Raw genomic sequence first — 14,161 nt, forward strand, 5'->3', positions numbered from 1 at the left:
GGAACGGCCGCGCATGGCGGCCGTTCCTGGTTCGGTCAGGCTTTCAGACCCGTTTTATCAGCGAAAGGATCACAAGCACAATCACGGCGCCGATCGTGGCGTCGACGATGGCGCCCACCGTGCCGGTGGCGAGCCCGATGTGCAGCTGAGGCAGCACATAGCTCGCAACGAGGGCACCGATGATGCCGACGACGATGTTGCCGACCAGCCCAAATCCCGCCCCATGGACAATCTTGCCGGCAAGCCAGCCTGCGATCGCGCCGATGATGAGCGCTGCGAGAATTCCCATTGCAAACGTCCCCAAAACAACCCCGTGAAGCCGCCAATTCTAGCGCAAAAAGCCTCCCGGTCCAGCGCCCGGCGGCGGCTTCCGCCCCTTGACGTCGGCCCCCCGACGGGCAATCTGTCACCCATGTTCCTGCAATTCTTTACGTCTCTGCGCGATGCGCAGGTCCCCGTGACGCTGCGCGAATACCTCACGCTGATGGAGGCGCTCGACGCTGACCTCGTGGACTACTCGGTCGAGAATTTCTACTATCTGTCCCGCACCTCGCTGGTGAAGGACGAGCGCAACCTCGACAAGTTCGACCGCGTCTTCGGCACGGTGTTCAAGGGGCTTGAAAGCCTGCTCGACGCCATGGAGAAGGCCGAGATCCCGAGGAGTGGCTGAAGAAGCTCGCCGAGAAGTACCTGTCCGAGGAAGAGAAGAAGCAGATCGAGGCCATGGGCTGGGACAAGCTCATGGAGACGCTGAAGAAGCGCCTCGAGGAGCAGAAGGGCCGTCACCAGGGCGGCTCGAAGTGGATCGGCACGGCCGGCACCTCGCCGTTCGGCGCCCACGGCTACAATCCCGAAGGCGTCCGCATCGGCCAGGACAAGAACCGCAACAACCGCGCCGTGAAGGTGTGGGACAAGCGCGAGTTCAAGGATTTGGACGGCAATGTCGAGCTCGGCATCCGCAACATCAAGGTGGCGCTGCGCCGCCTGCGCAAGTTCGCGCGCACCGGCGCGCCGGATGAGCTCGATCTGGACACCACCATCCGCGAGACCGCCAATCACGGCTATCTCGACGTGCACATGCGGCCCGAGCGGCGCAATGCGGTGAAGCTGCTGGTGTTCTTCGACATCGGCGGCTCGATGGACGCGCATATCGAGCAGGTCGAGGAGCTGTTCTCGGCGGCGAAGAGCGAGTTCAAGCACATGGAATATTTCTACTTCCACAACTGCCTCTATGAAGGCGTATGGAAGCAGAACAAGCGCCGCTTCACGGACCGCACCCCGACCTGGGACGTGCTGCACAAATATCCGCACGACTACAAGATCGTGTTCGTCGGCGACGCCTCGATGAGCCCTTACGAGATCATGGTGCCCGGCGGCTCGGTCGAGCATGTCAACGAGGAGCCCGGCTCGGTCTGGCTCGACCGCATCATCCGCACCTATCCGCATGCGGTGTGGCTCAATCCGGTCGCCCAGAAGCACTGGGACTATTCGGAATCGACCACGATCATCAAACGCATCTTCGCCAATCGCATGTTCCCGATCACGATCGAAGGTCTCGAAGGCGCGATGAAGGAATTGACGCACTGACTCTCGCCGTCATTCCGGGGCTCGTGAAGCGAGAGCCCGGAATCCATCGGGCCGCAGCGCGTGCAGATAAATGGATTCCGGGTTCGATGCTGCGCATCGCCCCGGAATGACGAAAGAGAAGGGAGAACCACATGCCCCAAAACATCACCCGCGGCATCAAGGCGCTGATCGACGAGGCCAATGCCGAGATCGAGACGCTCACCGCCAAGGACGCCATCGAGATCTCCAAGAACGGCGACGTCGTCATCGTCGACATTCGCGATCCCCGCGAGATCGAGCGCGACGGCCGCATCCCCGGCGCGTTTGCCTGCACCCGCGGCATGCTCGAATTCTGGATCGATCCGCAGAGCCCGTACGCGAAGCCGATCTTCCAGGAAGACAAGAAGTTCGTGTTCCACTGCGCCGGCGGTCTGCGCTCCGCGCTCGCGGCAAAGACGGCCAAGGACATGGGCCTGAAGCCCGTCGCCCACATCGCCGGCGGCTACGCCGCCTGGCGCGATGCCAGCGGTCCGACGGAAGCGTGGGAGCCGAAGAAGAAGGGGTGAGCAGTGCTGCTGTCACTCCAGTCTCAGCTGTCATTCCCCGCGAAGGCGGGGAATCCAGTACGCCGCGGCCCATCCGCTCAATCACAACTGTCTCTGGAATACTGGATCGCCCAGTCGAGCCGGGCGATGACAGCAGAGGTCGACGCGCGCTGCTTCGATCTCACTCGCGCTGTGCGCGGCCCGGAATGACTGTAAGGAAACACCCATGACCACCGACCCCCTCGTCTCCACCGAATGGCTCGCCGCCCACATCAACGATTCCAACGTCAAGGTGCTCGACGCCAGCTTCAAGCTGCCGGGCGTGCTGCCGCTGCCGAAGGACGATTACCTCGCCGCGCATCTGCCGGGTGCGGCGTTCTTCGACGTCGATGCGGTGTCGGATCATTCCAACCCGCTGCCGCACATGTATCCGAGCGCCGAGCAGTTCGGCCGTGACGTCGGCAATCTCGGCATCGGAAATGGCGATACCGTCGTGCTCTACGATGCCGGCGGCTGGGTCGCCGCGCCTCGCGCGTGGTGGATGTTCCTGGCCTTCGGCCATAGCAACGTGCGCATCCTCAATGGCGGCCTGAAGAAGTGGCGTGCCGAGGGACGTGCCGTCGAGAGCGGCGAGGTGAAGCCGAAGCCCGCGAGCTTCAAGGCGAGCTTCGATGCCAAGCGCGTGCGCAGCATGCAGCAACTCGTCGCCAACGTCGAAAGCCGCAATGAGCAGGTGATCGACGCACGCGCCGCCGACCGTTTCGAGGGCCGTGCGCCCGAGCCGCGCGCGGGCATCCGCTCCGGCCACATCCCCGGCGCTCGCAACGTGCCCTACAATCAGCTGTTCGATGCTGCGACCGGCACGATGAAACCGCTCGAGGATCTGCGTGCCGTCTTCACGGGCGCCGGCGTCAAGCTCGATGCGCCGATCGTGACCAGCTGCGGCTCCGGCGTCTCCGCCGGCGTGCTGACGCTCGCGCTCTATCGCCTCGGCATCACCGACACCGCGCTCTACGACGGCTCGTGGTCGGAATGGGGCCAGGAAAAAGGCCCGCCGATCGCGACCGGGCCGGCGTAATCCTACCGGCGCGTGGGCGTGGGCGTCGTCGCGAAGGTCTGCGGCTGTCCGAACGGATCGAGCTGCTGCTGCAGCTGCTGAGGCGGCGGCCGCCGGACGATGCGATGGCGCTTCTTGGCCTTCGCCTTGCGCTTGGTCGCCTTGGCGTCCGGAGTGCTGATGTCGGCCTTGGCCTTCGCGGGCGGATCCTTCCAGGCCGTGGTCGCAGGGTCGTTCAGCGCGGCGAATTTGGCCGGGGACGTATCGGGCGCGGACGATGCCGCGGCGGCCGTCATCTCGGTCGAGGCGGGCCTCGCCTCGGGAATGGAGGCCGTGGTGTCGGCCGGCGTGAGCGTGTCGGCGGGCGCCGGCGCTGCGGCGTCCGTCGTGCTGTCGGACTTGGCCGGCTCGGCGGTCGGAGAGGGGGCCTCGGCCACCTGTGGCTGCGCAGCGGTCTCGGTCGTTGCTGCGGCGACAGGTTCGGGATCACTCGCCGGCAGCCCGATGGTCGGGACCAGGTCGCGCACCGACGGCGCGGGCTCGGCGACATCAGGCTCGGCGCGAAGGGCCGCGAGCACCGGCAGGGCCGGCTCGGGGGCCTGCGCAAACACCTGCTCCTGCGGGCCGTTCCGCCAGGAAGGGTTGCTGACATATTGCTCGTGGCTCGCCCGCAGCAGCGCGGCGGCCCCTAGGCCGAACACCAGGATGGAGGTTGACAGCAGGATCGCGGCAAACAGGAAGCGAAAGCCGGGAAGCATCGAAGGGTTACGAATTTCCGCCCCGGCGGGTGGCGGCCGGGACCCATGAGCCATATGAACGCGGTGACGGTACTGAGTGCCGCGTTCGCCATGCGGAATCGGAGCTCAAAACGACGGCGAATCAGGCTGATTCGAACATACCGCAACGATTCCGGGCCGCTCCGTAAAAAGCGGGGCCGCAGACTCCGGCGATCTACGGCAAGAGCCGATTTCCGCCCCGTGATGCAACGGAGCAACGGTGATCACGGGATCACAAATCGGAAAATCGGGCGCAAATCGGCCTGTCATGTCTTGAATGTGCCGCTATCTTCGGTCATCTGGCCATTAACGGTCCGGATGGGCCCGGGGACTATACAAGAGCGATGATGATCAAACATTTTCTGACGATATGCGCTGCCGCAACAGTCGCTGCGGCGGGAACCTCGCTCGCACTGGCCCAGAGCTATCCGGTCCAGCAGGCGCCGAGCTATGGCGCCCCGGCCGAATATCGCCCCGGCGACCGCACCCCGAATTTCGACGCACTGGAAGACGAAGACGACGCGATGCCGCAGGCGTCGCTGCCGCCGCCCGGCCCGGTCGACGATCCTCGCTACGGCCGTCCGGCCGGCGCTCCCCCGGTCTATTCGGCCGCCCCGCCGCAGGGCCCGGTGATGTCGCCGGATGATCCGCGTTATGGCCGTCCGGCTGGCGCTCCGCCGGTCTATTCCGCCAATCCGTCGCAGGGTCCGGTGATGTCGCCCGACGATCCCCGTTACGGGCGGCCTGCCGGTCCGCCCCCGGTGATCTATGGCGATCGTTCGGGCCAGCCGCCCGCCAATGACGGCATGCGTCCGCCGGAAGCCGTTGGTGGCCCGGCCGCGACCGGCGCGGTCCCGCAGCAGGGACCCGGTGGTCGACCGATGTCGGTCGCCTCGCTGCCGCCCGAGGAGCAGCCTGAGCAGGCTCCGGCGCAGCTCGCGCCGAACTTGCGCCGCCAGGAGGTCGCGTTCCAGACCAAGGAGCCGGCCGGCACCATCGTGGTCGATACTCCGAACACCTATCTCTATTACGTCCTCGGCAACGGCCGCGCGATCCGCTACGGCGTCCGCGTCGGTCGCGACGGCTTCACCTGGACCGGCGTGCAGAAGATCACCCGCAAGGCCGAGTGGCCGGATTGGCATCCGCCGACGGAGATGATCGAGCGTCAGCCCTATCTGCCGCGCTTCATGGCCGGCGGCGAAGGCAATCCGCTCGGCGCCCGCGCCATGTATCTCGGCTCGACCGTGTATCGCATCCACGGCACCAACCAGCCCTCGACGATCGGCAAGTTCGTCTCCTCCGGCTGCATCGGCATGCTGAACGAAGACGTCTCGGATCTGTTCGACCGCACCAAGGTCGGCACCCGCGTGGTGGTGATGCCGGGTGGCCCGCCGCCGGGAACGGCGACGGCGTCCGCGGCCCCCGTGCCCGGTGCCGCCGGTCCGGCTCCGATGGCCGCCCAGGCCGGCCCCGTCCCGGGCACCCAGCCAACCGTGGTGCCGCCGCTGCCCGCGCCGGTCACCGTGCGCTAAGGGCTTCGAAATTCAAATTAAGAAGGGCGTGCCATTGGCGCGCCCTTCTTCGTTTCAGGCCAGCTTGCGCGGCAGCTCGTCGCCCTTTGTGAAGGCGTCGATCGCCTCGACCATCTGGCCGTAATGGATGCGCAAGCCGTCCTCGGTGGCGTAGCCGAGATGCGGCGTCAGCACGAGGTTGTCGAGCTTGCGGAAGGGGTGGTCGACCGGCAGCGGCTCGACCGAGAACACGTCGATGCCGGCGCCCGCGATCTTCCGCTGCTGCAAGGCCTCGAGCAGCGCCTGCTCGTCCACGATCGGCCCGCGCGCGGTATTGACGAGGAACGCCGTCGGCTTCATCCGCGCGAGATCTTCGCGGCCGACCAGTCCGCGCGAGCGCTCGCTCAGCACCACGTGGATGGTGACGATGTCGGCCTTGGCGAACAGCTCCTGCTTGGTGGCGTAGCCGACGCCGGCCGCCGCGCACTTCTCCGGCGTCAGGTTCGGGCTCCAGGCGATCACGTTCATGCCGAAGGCCTTGGCGATGCCTGCCATCTTGCTGCCGAGCTTACCGAGCCCGATGACGCCGAGCGTCAGGCCCTCGATCTCGACGCCGGCAAAGGTCTGCCAGGGCTCGCCCGCATGCATGCGCGCATTCTCGCGGCCGATGCCGCGAGTCAGTTCGAGGATCAGGCCCATGGTGAGCGGGGCGGTCGGATCGCGGGTGTATTGCGTGCCGCCGACGGCGACGCTGCGTGCCTTCGCGGCCTCCATGTCGATCGCGGCGTTGCGCATGCCTGACGTCAGCAGCAGCTTCAGCTTGGGCAGCTTGTCGAACAGGCTCTTCGGGAATGCCGTGCGCTCGCGCATCGCGCAGATGATGTCGAAATCGGCCAGGGCGCTGGCCGCGGCCTGCTCCGAGGCGAAGGGATGGCTGAACACGGTGACATCGACGCGGTCGGACAGTTTCGGCCAGTCGGCGACGTTGAGGGCGAGGTCGAAATAGTCGTCGAGAATTGCACAGCGCAGCCGCGTCATCAGCGTCCATCCATGGCGAGAGCTGACGGCGCCAGGCGGGGGCGCCATCGTCGGAACCGGGCCATGGTTGCGCGCAATCACACCTGCGCGCAAGCTGCTCGCGTCTTCAAAAATTCGACAGGAGAGAAGGGCTCAGAGGTCGCGACGCTTCAGCCGGACCGGCGCATCCATGCCGTGCTTGGCGCGCCAGGCGGGGCCGGGGCCGCGCATGTAGTGCAACTCGGGCCGGTAGGGATTGAAGGCGGTGGCGAAGAAGCGCTTCCAGAAGCCCTTGATCTCCGTGACGAGAACGGAGGTGCCGCCGGCGTCTGCCGGAACGGGAAGTGAGTGGGTTTCGATCAGAGCCATGACGGGCCTCGCTATGCTCCCGTTCGTTCTGAGCGGGCGGCGCTGTTTCCGCGCGAAATCGAGCTTTGGCCTGATTTATTAAAAGAAGGTTTCAATTGTCCCGATCGGGGTCCGGATGGTGTCCGTCCAGTATTCATCCGTGGTGAACGGAGGGAAAACATTGCCCTTTGGGGGCGGGATCGCTACATCGCTGGCTAAGCAAATCTCCTCAAATTGAAGGTTTCACGGGACCGATGGCGCGCCAGTTCATCTATTTCATGCAGGGCCTGACCAAGAGCTACCCGACCCGGAAGGTGCTCGATAACATCCATTTGTCGTTTTACCCCGACGCCAAGATCGGCGTGCTCGGCGTCAACGGCTCGGGCAAGTCGACGCTGCTCAAGATCATGGCCGGCCTCGACAAGGAGTATAACGGCGAGGCCTGGGTCGCCCAGGGCGCCCGTGTCGGCTATCTCGAGCAGGAACCGCAGCTCGACGCCAAGCTTTCCGTGCGCGAGAACGTCATGCTCGGCGTCGCCAAGCAGAAGGCCATCCTCGATCGCTACAATGAGCTGGCGATGAACTATTCCGAGGAGACCGCCGACGAGATGACCAAGCTGCAGGACGAGATCGAGGCCCAGGGCCTCTGGGATCTCGACAGCAAGGTCGACCAGGCCATGGACGCGCTGCGCTGCCCGCCCGACGATGCCGATGTCACGAAACTCTCCGGCGGCGAGCGCCGCCGCGTCGCGCTGTGCAAGCTGCTGCTCGACCAGCCCGAGCTTTTGCTGCTCGACGAACCGACCAACCATCTCGACGCCGAGTCGGTGTCGTGGCTGGAAGGCCACTTACGCAACTATCCCGGCGCGATCCTGATCGTCACCCACGATCGCTACTTCCTCGACAACGTCACGAGCTGGATTCTCGAGCTCGATCGCGGCAAGGGCATTCCCTACGAGGGCAACTATTCGTCCTGGCTGGTGCAGAAGCAGAAGCGGCTCGAGCAGGAGGGCCGCGAGGACGCCGCGCACCTGAAGACGCTGGCGCGCGAGCAGGAATGGGTGGCCTCGTCACCGAAGGCACGCCAGGCCAAGTCCAAGGCGCGCTACCAGCGCTACGAGGATCTGCTCAAGCAGGCGAGCGAGAAGCAGACCCAGACCGCGCAGATCATCATCCCCGTGGCCGAGCGGCTTGGTGCCAACGTCGTCGACTTCGATGGCCTCAGCAAAGGCTTTGGCGACCGCCTCCTGATCGACAATCTCACCTTCAAGCTGCCGCCCGGCGGCATCGTCGGCGTGATCGGCCCGAACGGCGCCGGCAAGACCACGCTGTTCAAGATGATCACCAAGCAGGAGCAGCCGGACAAAGGCACCATCACGGTCGGCGAGACCGTGCATCTCGGCTATGTCGACCAGTCTCGCGATGCGCTCGACGGCAACAAGAACGTGTGGGAGGAGATCTCCGGCGGCAACGAGCTGATCCTGCTCGGCAAGAAGGAAGTCAACTCGCGCGGCTATTGCTCGGCGTTCAACTTCAAGGGTGCCGACCAGCAGAAGAAGGTCGGCGCGCTCTCCGGCGGTGAACGCAACCGCGTGCACCTTGCCAAGATGCTGAAGTCCGGCTCGAACGTGCTGCTGCTCGACGAACCGACCAACGATCTCGACGTCGACACGCTACGCGCGCTCGAAGAGGCGCTGGAGGACTTCGCCGGCTGCGCCGTCATCATCAGCCATGACCGCTGGTTCCTCGACCGCATCGCGACCCACATCCTGGCCTTCGAGGGCGACAGCCATGTCGAATGGTTCGAGGGCAACTTCCAGGACTACGAGAAGGACAAGATGCGGCGGCTCGGCCAGGACAGCATCATTCCGCATCGCGTCAAGTACAAGAAGCTGACGCGGTGATGCCGGCATGATGCGGCGGGCGCTCATCGCTGCGGTGATTGTCGTCACCTGCGGCTGGTCGTCCGCCCGCGCCGCCGATGCCGCCTTCACCCAGTTCATTGCCTCGCTCTGGCCCGAAGCGCAGGCCGCTGGCGTCTCTCGTGTAACATTCGATCAACAGACGCGCGGGCTCGAGCCGGACTACAAGCTGCCCGATCTGATCCTGCCCGGACGGCCCGCGACCGGCGCGCCGTCGCAGGCCGAGTTCGTGCAGGTGCCTGCCGACTACGTCAAGGAAGCCTCGATCGCGCGGCTTGCCGGCGAGGGGCAGCGGCTGCTGCAGAAATATCGCACCTCGCTGACCGAGATCGAGAAGAGCTCCGGCGTGCCGGCGACCGTCCTGCTCGCGATCTGGGGCCGCGAGACCGACTATGGTCGCTACACGCTGCCTTATGATCTCGTGAGGGTGCTGGCGACGCAGGCCTATGTCGGCCGGCGCAAGGACACCTATCGCAACGAGTTCATCCTCGCGCTGAAGATTCTTGGCGAAGGCGTGGTGACGCGCAAGGACATGCGCTCGTCCTGGGCCGGCGCGACCGGGCTCACGCAGTTCCTGCCGTCCGAATATTACAAGCACGGCGTCGACTTCGATCGCGATGGCCGCATCGACATCTGGCATTCGGTGCCGGATGCGCTGGCGTCCGCCGCGCAGCAGCTCGTCAACAAGGGCTGGCAGAGCGGCGTGCGCTGGGCCTACGAGGTGCAGGCGCCGGCGAAGGTCGATTGCACCGCCGGCGTGCCTGAGGTGACCAAGCCGATCAGCCAGTGGCTGCGCGAGGGCTTCGTGCCGGTGCGCGGACAAAAGCTCAGTGCCGCCGAGCAGGCGCAGCCGGCCTCGCTGCTTCAGCCTGAAGGCATCTACGGTCCGGCGTTCCTGACCACGAAGAACTACTTCGTCATCAAGGAATACAATTTCTCCGACCTCTACGTGCTGTTCGTCGGCCATCTCAGCGACCGCATGACCACTCCGTTGCCGTTCGCCACATCGTGGGCGGCCTCGGAGCAGTTGCGCACCAGGGATGTCGAGACCATGCAGCGCGGGCTCACCCGCGTCGGGCTCTACAAGGACAAGATCGACGGCAAGGCCGGGATGCAGACGCGCGCCGCGCTCGGCGCCTATCAGAAGTCGGCAGGCCTCAAGGTCGATTGCTGGCCGAGCGAAGAGGTGCTGCGTTCGATCCAGGCGGCGCGATAGCGGGCGACCAAAAGAAAAAGCCCGGCCGATGGTCTCGGCCGGGCTTCGATCGCGGCGCTCATGAGCGCCGAGCGATCAGATCAGTAGCAAACGCGAACCGGGCGGATCACCCAGCCGTAGCCATCCCAATAACGCTGGCGCTGCCAATAGCAGGGCGGGGGCGGCGGGCCGGGCTCGGCCACATAGACGGGGCCGCCATAGGCGGGACGGCTCGACGCGATGGCGCCGCCGACGATGGCGCCGCCGATCAGGCCGGCCGCAATGCCGACGCCGACGCCGTCATGGGCCTGGGCGGACGGAGTGGCAGTCACCAGCGAACCGGCGACCATCGCAACCGTGAGGGCGGCAACTAAAGTCTTCTTCATGCTCTTGGCTCTCCTGAGAGATGGACGCTCCTTGTTAGGAGCGTCCGGGGTTCAAAGGTTCACGCAGACTCTGATGGAATTGGCCTTGCAGCTAGGAAGCGCGCAAATGGTCAATCCGCAGTAAACGCACGCAGAACTGTGACGAGAAAAAGCGGTCTTTTTCGGGCCCGGAGATGAACAGCGCATCCGTCGTGAGCCGGCTCAAATGAATCAGTCGGAGTGAACCGGTTCGCGGCGCCTCAGCCACAAACGCGGACGCGGCGGATGCGCCAGGCATAGCCATCCCAGAAGCGCTGCCTCTGCCAGACACAGCCGTCACCGTAATAGTCGTCGGCGACATAACCCGGACCCGGCGCGTAGTAGCGGGGCGGGTAGTAACCGGGGCCGTAGCCCGGACCATAGGCGTAGCCGGGGCCGGGCCCGTAATAATACGGAGAGGCCAACGCGCCGCCGACAATGGCGCCGCCGATGATCCCGGCGGCTACGCCGGCAGCGACACCGCGCTGGGCATGGGCCGGTGTTCCGGCCGTAAGGGCCAAGGCGGCGACAGCGGCGATTGCCAGGAGCGATCTCTTCATTGGCTTGACCTTTCTCACACGGGAACTGTTTGGGGACCAGAGTTCCATACTTCGTTTGAATGATCAATGAACGGTCCCTTGGCCGGGGGCGACCAATCGTTCTGGATCGAGACCCGCCAGGGAGGCGATGATGGGTGACGCGATGACGAATACTCTGATTGTTGCCGGGATCATCTTTGCGATCGGCTGCGGCTGGTTCACCCATATCCAGAACCGTGGCCGGCGCTCGCGCGCTGCGACCGGAGGCGACGGGGGAGGCGGCGACAGCTATTCGGGCACCAGCGACGGCTTCTCCCCGGGGAGCTGGTTTTCCAGCGACAGCTCGGGGAGCTCGAACGACAGTGGCAGCTGTTCCACGGGCGACGGCGGCAGCAGTGGCGGGGATTGCGGAGGCGGCGGCGATGGCGGTGGAAGTGGAGGCGACTAGGTCCGCCGCAATCTTGATCCAGCGCAACTCCCTATTTTAGAGCCGTTCTAGGCCGCTTTCCGGCCAGTTTGGAATAGCTTCAAATACCGGTTTTTCCTTTTGCATCCGGACGGCCCCTTAAATATCGATGATGGCGCATCACCGAAGGGCCTGCCGCTTCCATGATTGTTTGTTCCTGTAACGTGCTGAGCGATGACGACATCCGCGCCGCCGTCGCCGAGTCCGACGACGCTGTGCGGCATGCCAAGCAGGTTTATGGATGCCTCGGCTGCAGCGCCGAATGCGGCCGCTGCGCGCGGACGATCAAGACCATCATCGACGAAACGCTCGGCCCCTGTGCCAAGTCCTGCTGTTCGGGCTGCCCGCACAACCACACCGTGGCCGCCAATGACGAGATTGCCGAGCCCGCCCATTTCGCCCTCGCGGCCTGCTGAAATCTTCCGCATCCGAGCTTTTCCCCGGCTGCGTCCTCGTAGCCGGTTGCTCCGACCCTTAAACTGACTTAGAAGCGTTCTAAATACGGCTCCGGCCGATTTGGACGCTAGACTTGGAGTGCATCATGCAGGGCGACGCAAAAGTCATCGACTACCTCAACAAGGCGCTGCGTCACGAACTGACTGCGATCAACCAGTACTGGCTGCACTACCGCTTCCTCGACAATTGGGGCCTGCTGGACATGGCCAAGGTCTGGCGCAAGGAGTCCATCGAGGAGATGGAGCACGCCGACAAGCTCACAGCGCGCATCCTGTTCTTCGACGGCTTCCCGAACATGCAGGTGCTTGATCCCCTGCGCATCGGGCAGAACGTCAAGGAGATCATCGAGTGCGATCTCGCCGCCGAGATGAGCGCGCGCGCGCTCTATCAGGAGGCGGCGACCTACTGCCACGGCGTCAAGGACTACGTCACGCGTGACCTGTTCGAGAAGCTGATGAGCGACGAAGAGCACCACATCGACTTCCTCGAAACCCAGCTCGACCTGATCGGCCGCATCGGCCTCGAACTCTACACCCAGAAGCACGTCGGCGGGCTCGAGGGCGAGGGGCACTAAGCACTGACGTCAGCCGCAAACTCGGTGTCGTCCCCGCGAACGCGGGGATCCATAGCCATCGGGAGTAATTGCGGCGCGAGCTCGCAGTCTTCGCCAAACCACGTCCTGTGACTATGGGGCCCGGATCTGCGCCTCGCTTGTCCGGGACGACACCGTAATTGCTGCGCCCGCCTACAGCTGCGTCTTGTATAGCGCCTCAACGACGTCCTGGCTCTGCGGCTCACCAAGACCGGTTTGCTCGTGGATCACCTCGGTGATGCTCGGCATCACCGAGCGCTGGACCTTCTCAGGCGCCCACAGTTTCGAGCGCATCAGCGCCTTGCCGCAGTGGAAATAGACTTCACTGACGGCGACGCTCAGCACCGCGCGCGGCGGCTTGCCGAATTCCACCATCGAGGCGAGCAGATCCGGATCGGCCGACAGCGTGCCACGTCCGCCGACGCGCAGCGTTTCGTCGATGCCGGGCACGAAGAACAACAGATGCACGAAGCCGGAGCCTTCGACGACGTTGCGAAAACTGTCGATCCGGTTGTTGCCGGCGCGGTCGGGCATCAGCAGCTGGTTGGGGCCGGCGACATGGACGAAGCCGATACCGCCGCCGCGCGGCGAGGCATCGACGCTGCCGTCGGTGCCCGATGTCGCGAGCACGCAGAACGGCGACATCTCGATGAATTTCTTCGCATGCGTATCGATCGCGGGACGCGCCTTTGCGATCACGCGCGGGGTTGGCTTCGCATAGATGGTGGCGAGGTCTTCGGCGCAAAGATCAGTCACGAAGGTCTCCCTGATTGAAGGCTTGAGGATATCAGTCCCCGGCCGGACCGCCAGCCCCTTGCTTGCGCCGCCACGGCCAGTCGATCACGCCGGCGCAGTACAGCGCCCACCAGATCAGGACCGGTTGAAGCGCCAGCCGCGGCCCATGATAGAGCCAGCTGTTCGGGAGCGGCGGAAGGTCGATGCTCTCGAGGGCGTGCTTGATGTTCGCCGGCCACACGCAAAGCGCATAGAGCGCGAATGCGACGCCAGCCCACCAGCGCAGCGGCCTGGTCACCAGCGCGATGGCGCCTGCGATCTCGCAGGCCCCAGTGACGAGGATGACCTGCGTTGCGAACGGGACCCAGGACGGCGTGATTGCGATCAGCTTCTCCGGAACCCAGAGATGCGCGATGCCCGCCGTCAGGTAGAATGCAGCCAGCACAAAGCGCATCACCGCGCGTGTCAGATCGCTTGCAGGAGCTGAGGCCATCAGCCGAACTAGCACGCGCGGCACCGAGGCGCCATCGCAAGCGAGTTCACACGGCGTCCGCCGGCACGAAGCAGCTGATGATGATGGCGCCGCGGTGGTGGACGTACCACACCACGGCCTGACCGACCGGATTACCGCGGTCGCGGATGACGGCGCGCTCGGGCACCTCCATCCATTGTCCTTCGATCGGCACCCAATAGGTGCCGCCCCGCACATCGTATTCGGTGCGATGGCCGTCGGACACGTCGCAGCAGGGGACGCCGTTCGGCGCGATCACGCTCTTGAACCAGGCGCGGATGTCGGGCGGAAGGTGGTCGTATTGACCATTGTCGAACGCGAACGCGGCGCTCGTCAGCGCCATCATTGCGGCCAGCCAAACGCACAGCGCAAGCTGTGCATGCGATCCTCCGTCGCGCGCCGATTCGTATCGTTGACGCGATTAAGCCCGATCCGTCGGTTCAATGCATGCTCGAATAATATGCGGCGCGGAGGCGCCGCATATGATGCGCTGCGATATGAGGGACCAGCGGCGTGCTTCC

At 65.0% G+C, this 14,161-nt stretch carries 17 protein-coding genes and 1 pseudogene; 9 read left to right on the forward strand and 9 right to left on the reverse strand.

Translation table 11 applies throughout. From position 1 onward, the window contains the following. Positions 1–43: 43 nt before the first annotated feature. On the reverse strand, positions 44–289 hold the full coding sequence (locus F8237_RS23220) for a GlsB/YeaQ/YmgE family stress response membrane protein (RefSeq protein ID WP_015684163.1): 246 nt from the start codon (positions 287–289) through the stop codon (positions 44–46). A gap of 123 nt (positions 290–412) precedes the next feature. Between F8237_RS23220 and F8237_RS23225 the strand changes: the two are divergent. The 3 genes and pseudogenes from F8237_RS23225 to sseA all read left to right on the forward strand — a co-directional run bounded on the left by F8237_RS23225 (position 413) and on the right by sseA (position 3,189). After that, positions 413–1,587 (forward strand): annotated as a pseudogene (locus F8237_RS23225) (vWA domain-containing protein). Between the two features lie 131 nt (positions 1,588–1,718). Next, complete coding sequence (locus F8237_RS23230; protein WP_151648238.1) at positions 1,719–2,132, forward strand: rhodanese-like domain-containing protein; 414 nt, start codon at positions 1,719–1,721, stop codon at positions 2,130–2,132. Between the two features lie 205 nt (positions 2,133–2,337). Continuing rightward, entirely contained in the window at positions 2,338–3,189 is an 852-nt protein-coding gene (sseA, locus tag F8237_RS23235; RefSeq protein ID WP_151648240.1) for a 3-mercaptopyruvate sulfurtransferase, read from the forward strand. A gap of 2 nt (positions 3,190–3,191) precedes the next feature. Here the strand turns inward: sseA and F8237_RS23240 are convergent, their stop codons facing one another. Then, the gene (locus F8237_RS23240) at positions 3,192–3,926 is read right to left on the reverse strand and encodes a hypothetical protein (RefSeq protein ID WP_151648242.1); all 735 of its coding nucleotides are present in this window, start codon (positions 3,924–3,926) and stop codon (positions 3,192–3,194) included. Positions 3,927–4,291: 365 nt separating this feature from the next. On the opposite strand from F8237_RS23240, the gene F8237_RS23245 reads away from it, so the two are divergent. After that, the gene (locus F8237_RS23245; protein ID WP_162006179.1) at positions 4,292–5,476 is read left to right on the forward strand and encodes a L,D-transpeptidase family protein; all 1,185 of its coding nucleotides are present in this window, start codon (positions 4,292–4,294) and stop codon (positions 5,474–5,476) included. Between the two features lie 54 nt (positions 5,477–5,530). On the opposite strand, the gene F8237_RS23250 is transcribed toward F8237_RS23245, so the two are convergent. Continuing rightward, positions 5,531–6,493, reverse strand: a complete 963-nt coding sequence (locus tag F8237_RS23250; protein WP_151648246.1) for a D-2-hydroxyacid dehydrogenase family protein — start codon at positions 6,491–6,493, stop codon at positions 5,531–5,533. Between the two features lie 132 nt (positions 6,494–6,625). After that, positions 6,626–6,841, reverse strand: a complete 216-nt coding sequence (locus F8237_RS23255) for a hypothetical protein (RefSeq protein WP_151648248.1) — start codon at positions 6,839–6,841, stop codon at positions 6,626–6,628. 233 nt (positions 6,842–7,074) lie between these two features. Here F8237_RS23255 and ettA point away from each other — a divergent pair, with 233 nt between their 5' ends. Further along, positions 7,075–8,724 carry an energy-dependent translational throttle protein EttA gene (gene ettA, locus F8237_RS23260; protein ID WP_151648250.1) on the forward strand — a complete coding sequence of 550 codons (1,650 nt, stop codon included), beginning with the start codon at positions 7,075–7,077 and terminating at the stop codon, positions 8,722–8,724. Between the two features lie 7 nt (positions 8,725–8,731). Continuing rightward, positions 8,732–9,958, forward strand: coding sequence for a lytic murein transglycosylase (locus tag F8237_RS23265; protein ID WP_151648252.1), 1,227 nt, complete (start codon positions 8,732–8,734; stop codon positions 9,956–9,958). 80 nt (positions 9,959–10,038) lie between these two features. On the opposite strand, the gene F8237_RS23270 is transcribed toward F8237_RS23265, so the two are convergent. Further along, positions 10,039–10,323: a hypothetical protein gene (locus tag F8237_RS23270; RefSeq protein WP_151648254.1), complete on the reverse strand. Its 285-nt coding sequence runs from the start codon at positions 10,321–10,323 to the stop codon at positions 10,039–10,041. Positions 10,324–10,562: 239 nt separating this feature from the next. Then, positions 10,563–10,901, reverse strand: a complete 339-nt coding sequence (locus F8237_RS23275) for a hypothetical protein (RefSeq protein WP_162006180.1) — start codon at positions 10,899–10,901, stop codon at positions 10,563–10,565. A 130-nt stretch (positions 10,902–11,031) separates the two neighbouring features. Between F8237_RS23275 and F8237_RS23280 the strand changes: the two genes are divergently transcribed. From F8237_RS23280 to bfr, 3 genes are all read left to right on the forward strand, one after another. Further along, positions 11,032–11,328, forward strand: a complete 297-nt coding sequence (locus F8237_RS23280) for a hypothetical protein (RefSeq protein ID WP_151650639.1) — start codon at positions 11,032–11,034, stop codon at positions 11,326–11,328. A 161-nt stretch (positions 11,329–11,489) separates the two neighbouring features. After that, positions 11,490–11,762 carry a (2Fe-2S)-binding protein gene (locus F8237_RS23285; protein ID WP_151648258.1) on the forward strand — a complete coding sequence of 91 codons (273 nt, stop codon included), beginning with the start codon at positions 11,490–11,492 and terminating at the stop codon, positions 11,760–11,762. A 125-nt stretch (positions 11,763–11,887) separates the two neighbouring features. Beyond that, on the forward strand, positions 11,888–12,376 hold the full coding sequence (gene bfr, locus F8237_RS23290; protein WP_011089420.1) for a bacterioferritin: 489 nt from the start codon (positions 11,888–11,890) through the stop codon (positions 12,374–12,376). 171 nt (positions 12,377–12,547) lie between these two features. On the opposite strand, the gene F8237_RS23295 is transcribed toward bfr, so the two are convergent. From F8237_RS23295 to F8237_RS23305, 3 genes are read right to left on the reverse strand one after another with little or no spacing between them, the layout of a single operon-like run. Then, positions 12,548–13,150, reverse strand: a complete 603-nt coding sequence (locus tag F8237_RS23295) for an MSMEG_1061 family FMN-dependent PPOX-type flavoprotein (RefSeq protein WP_151648260.1) — start codon at positions 13,148–13,150, stop codon at positions 12,548–12,550. Between the two features lie 31 nt (positions 13,151–13,181). Continuing rightward, positions 13,182–13,622 carry a DoxX family protein gene (locus tag F8237_RS23300; RefSeq protein ID WP_151648262.1) on the reverse strand — a complete coding sequence of 147 codons (441 nt, stop codon included), beginning with the start codon at positions 13,620–13,622 and terminating at the stop codon, positions 13,182–13,184. 46 nt (positions 13,623–13,668) lie between these two features. After that, the gene (locus tag F8237_RS23305; protein WP_151648264.1) at positions 13,669–13,986 is read right to left on the reverse strand and encodes a hypothetical protein; all 318 of its coding nucleotides are present in this window, start codon (positions 13,984–13,986) and stop codon (positions 13,669–13,671) included. Positions 13,987–14,161: the final 175 nt, after the last annotated feature.

This window comes from Bradyrhizobium betae (genome assembly GCF_008932115.1).
Classification (GTDB): domain Bacteria; phylum Pseudomonadota; class Alphaproteobacteria; order Rhizobiales; family Xanthobacteraceae; genus Bradyrhizobium; species Bradyrhizobium betae.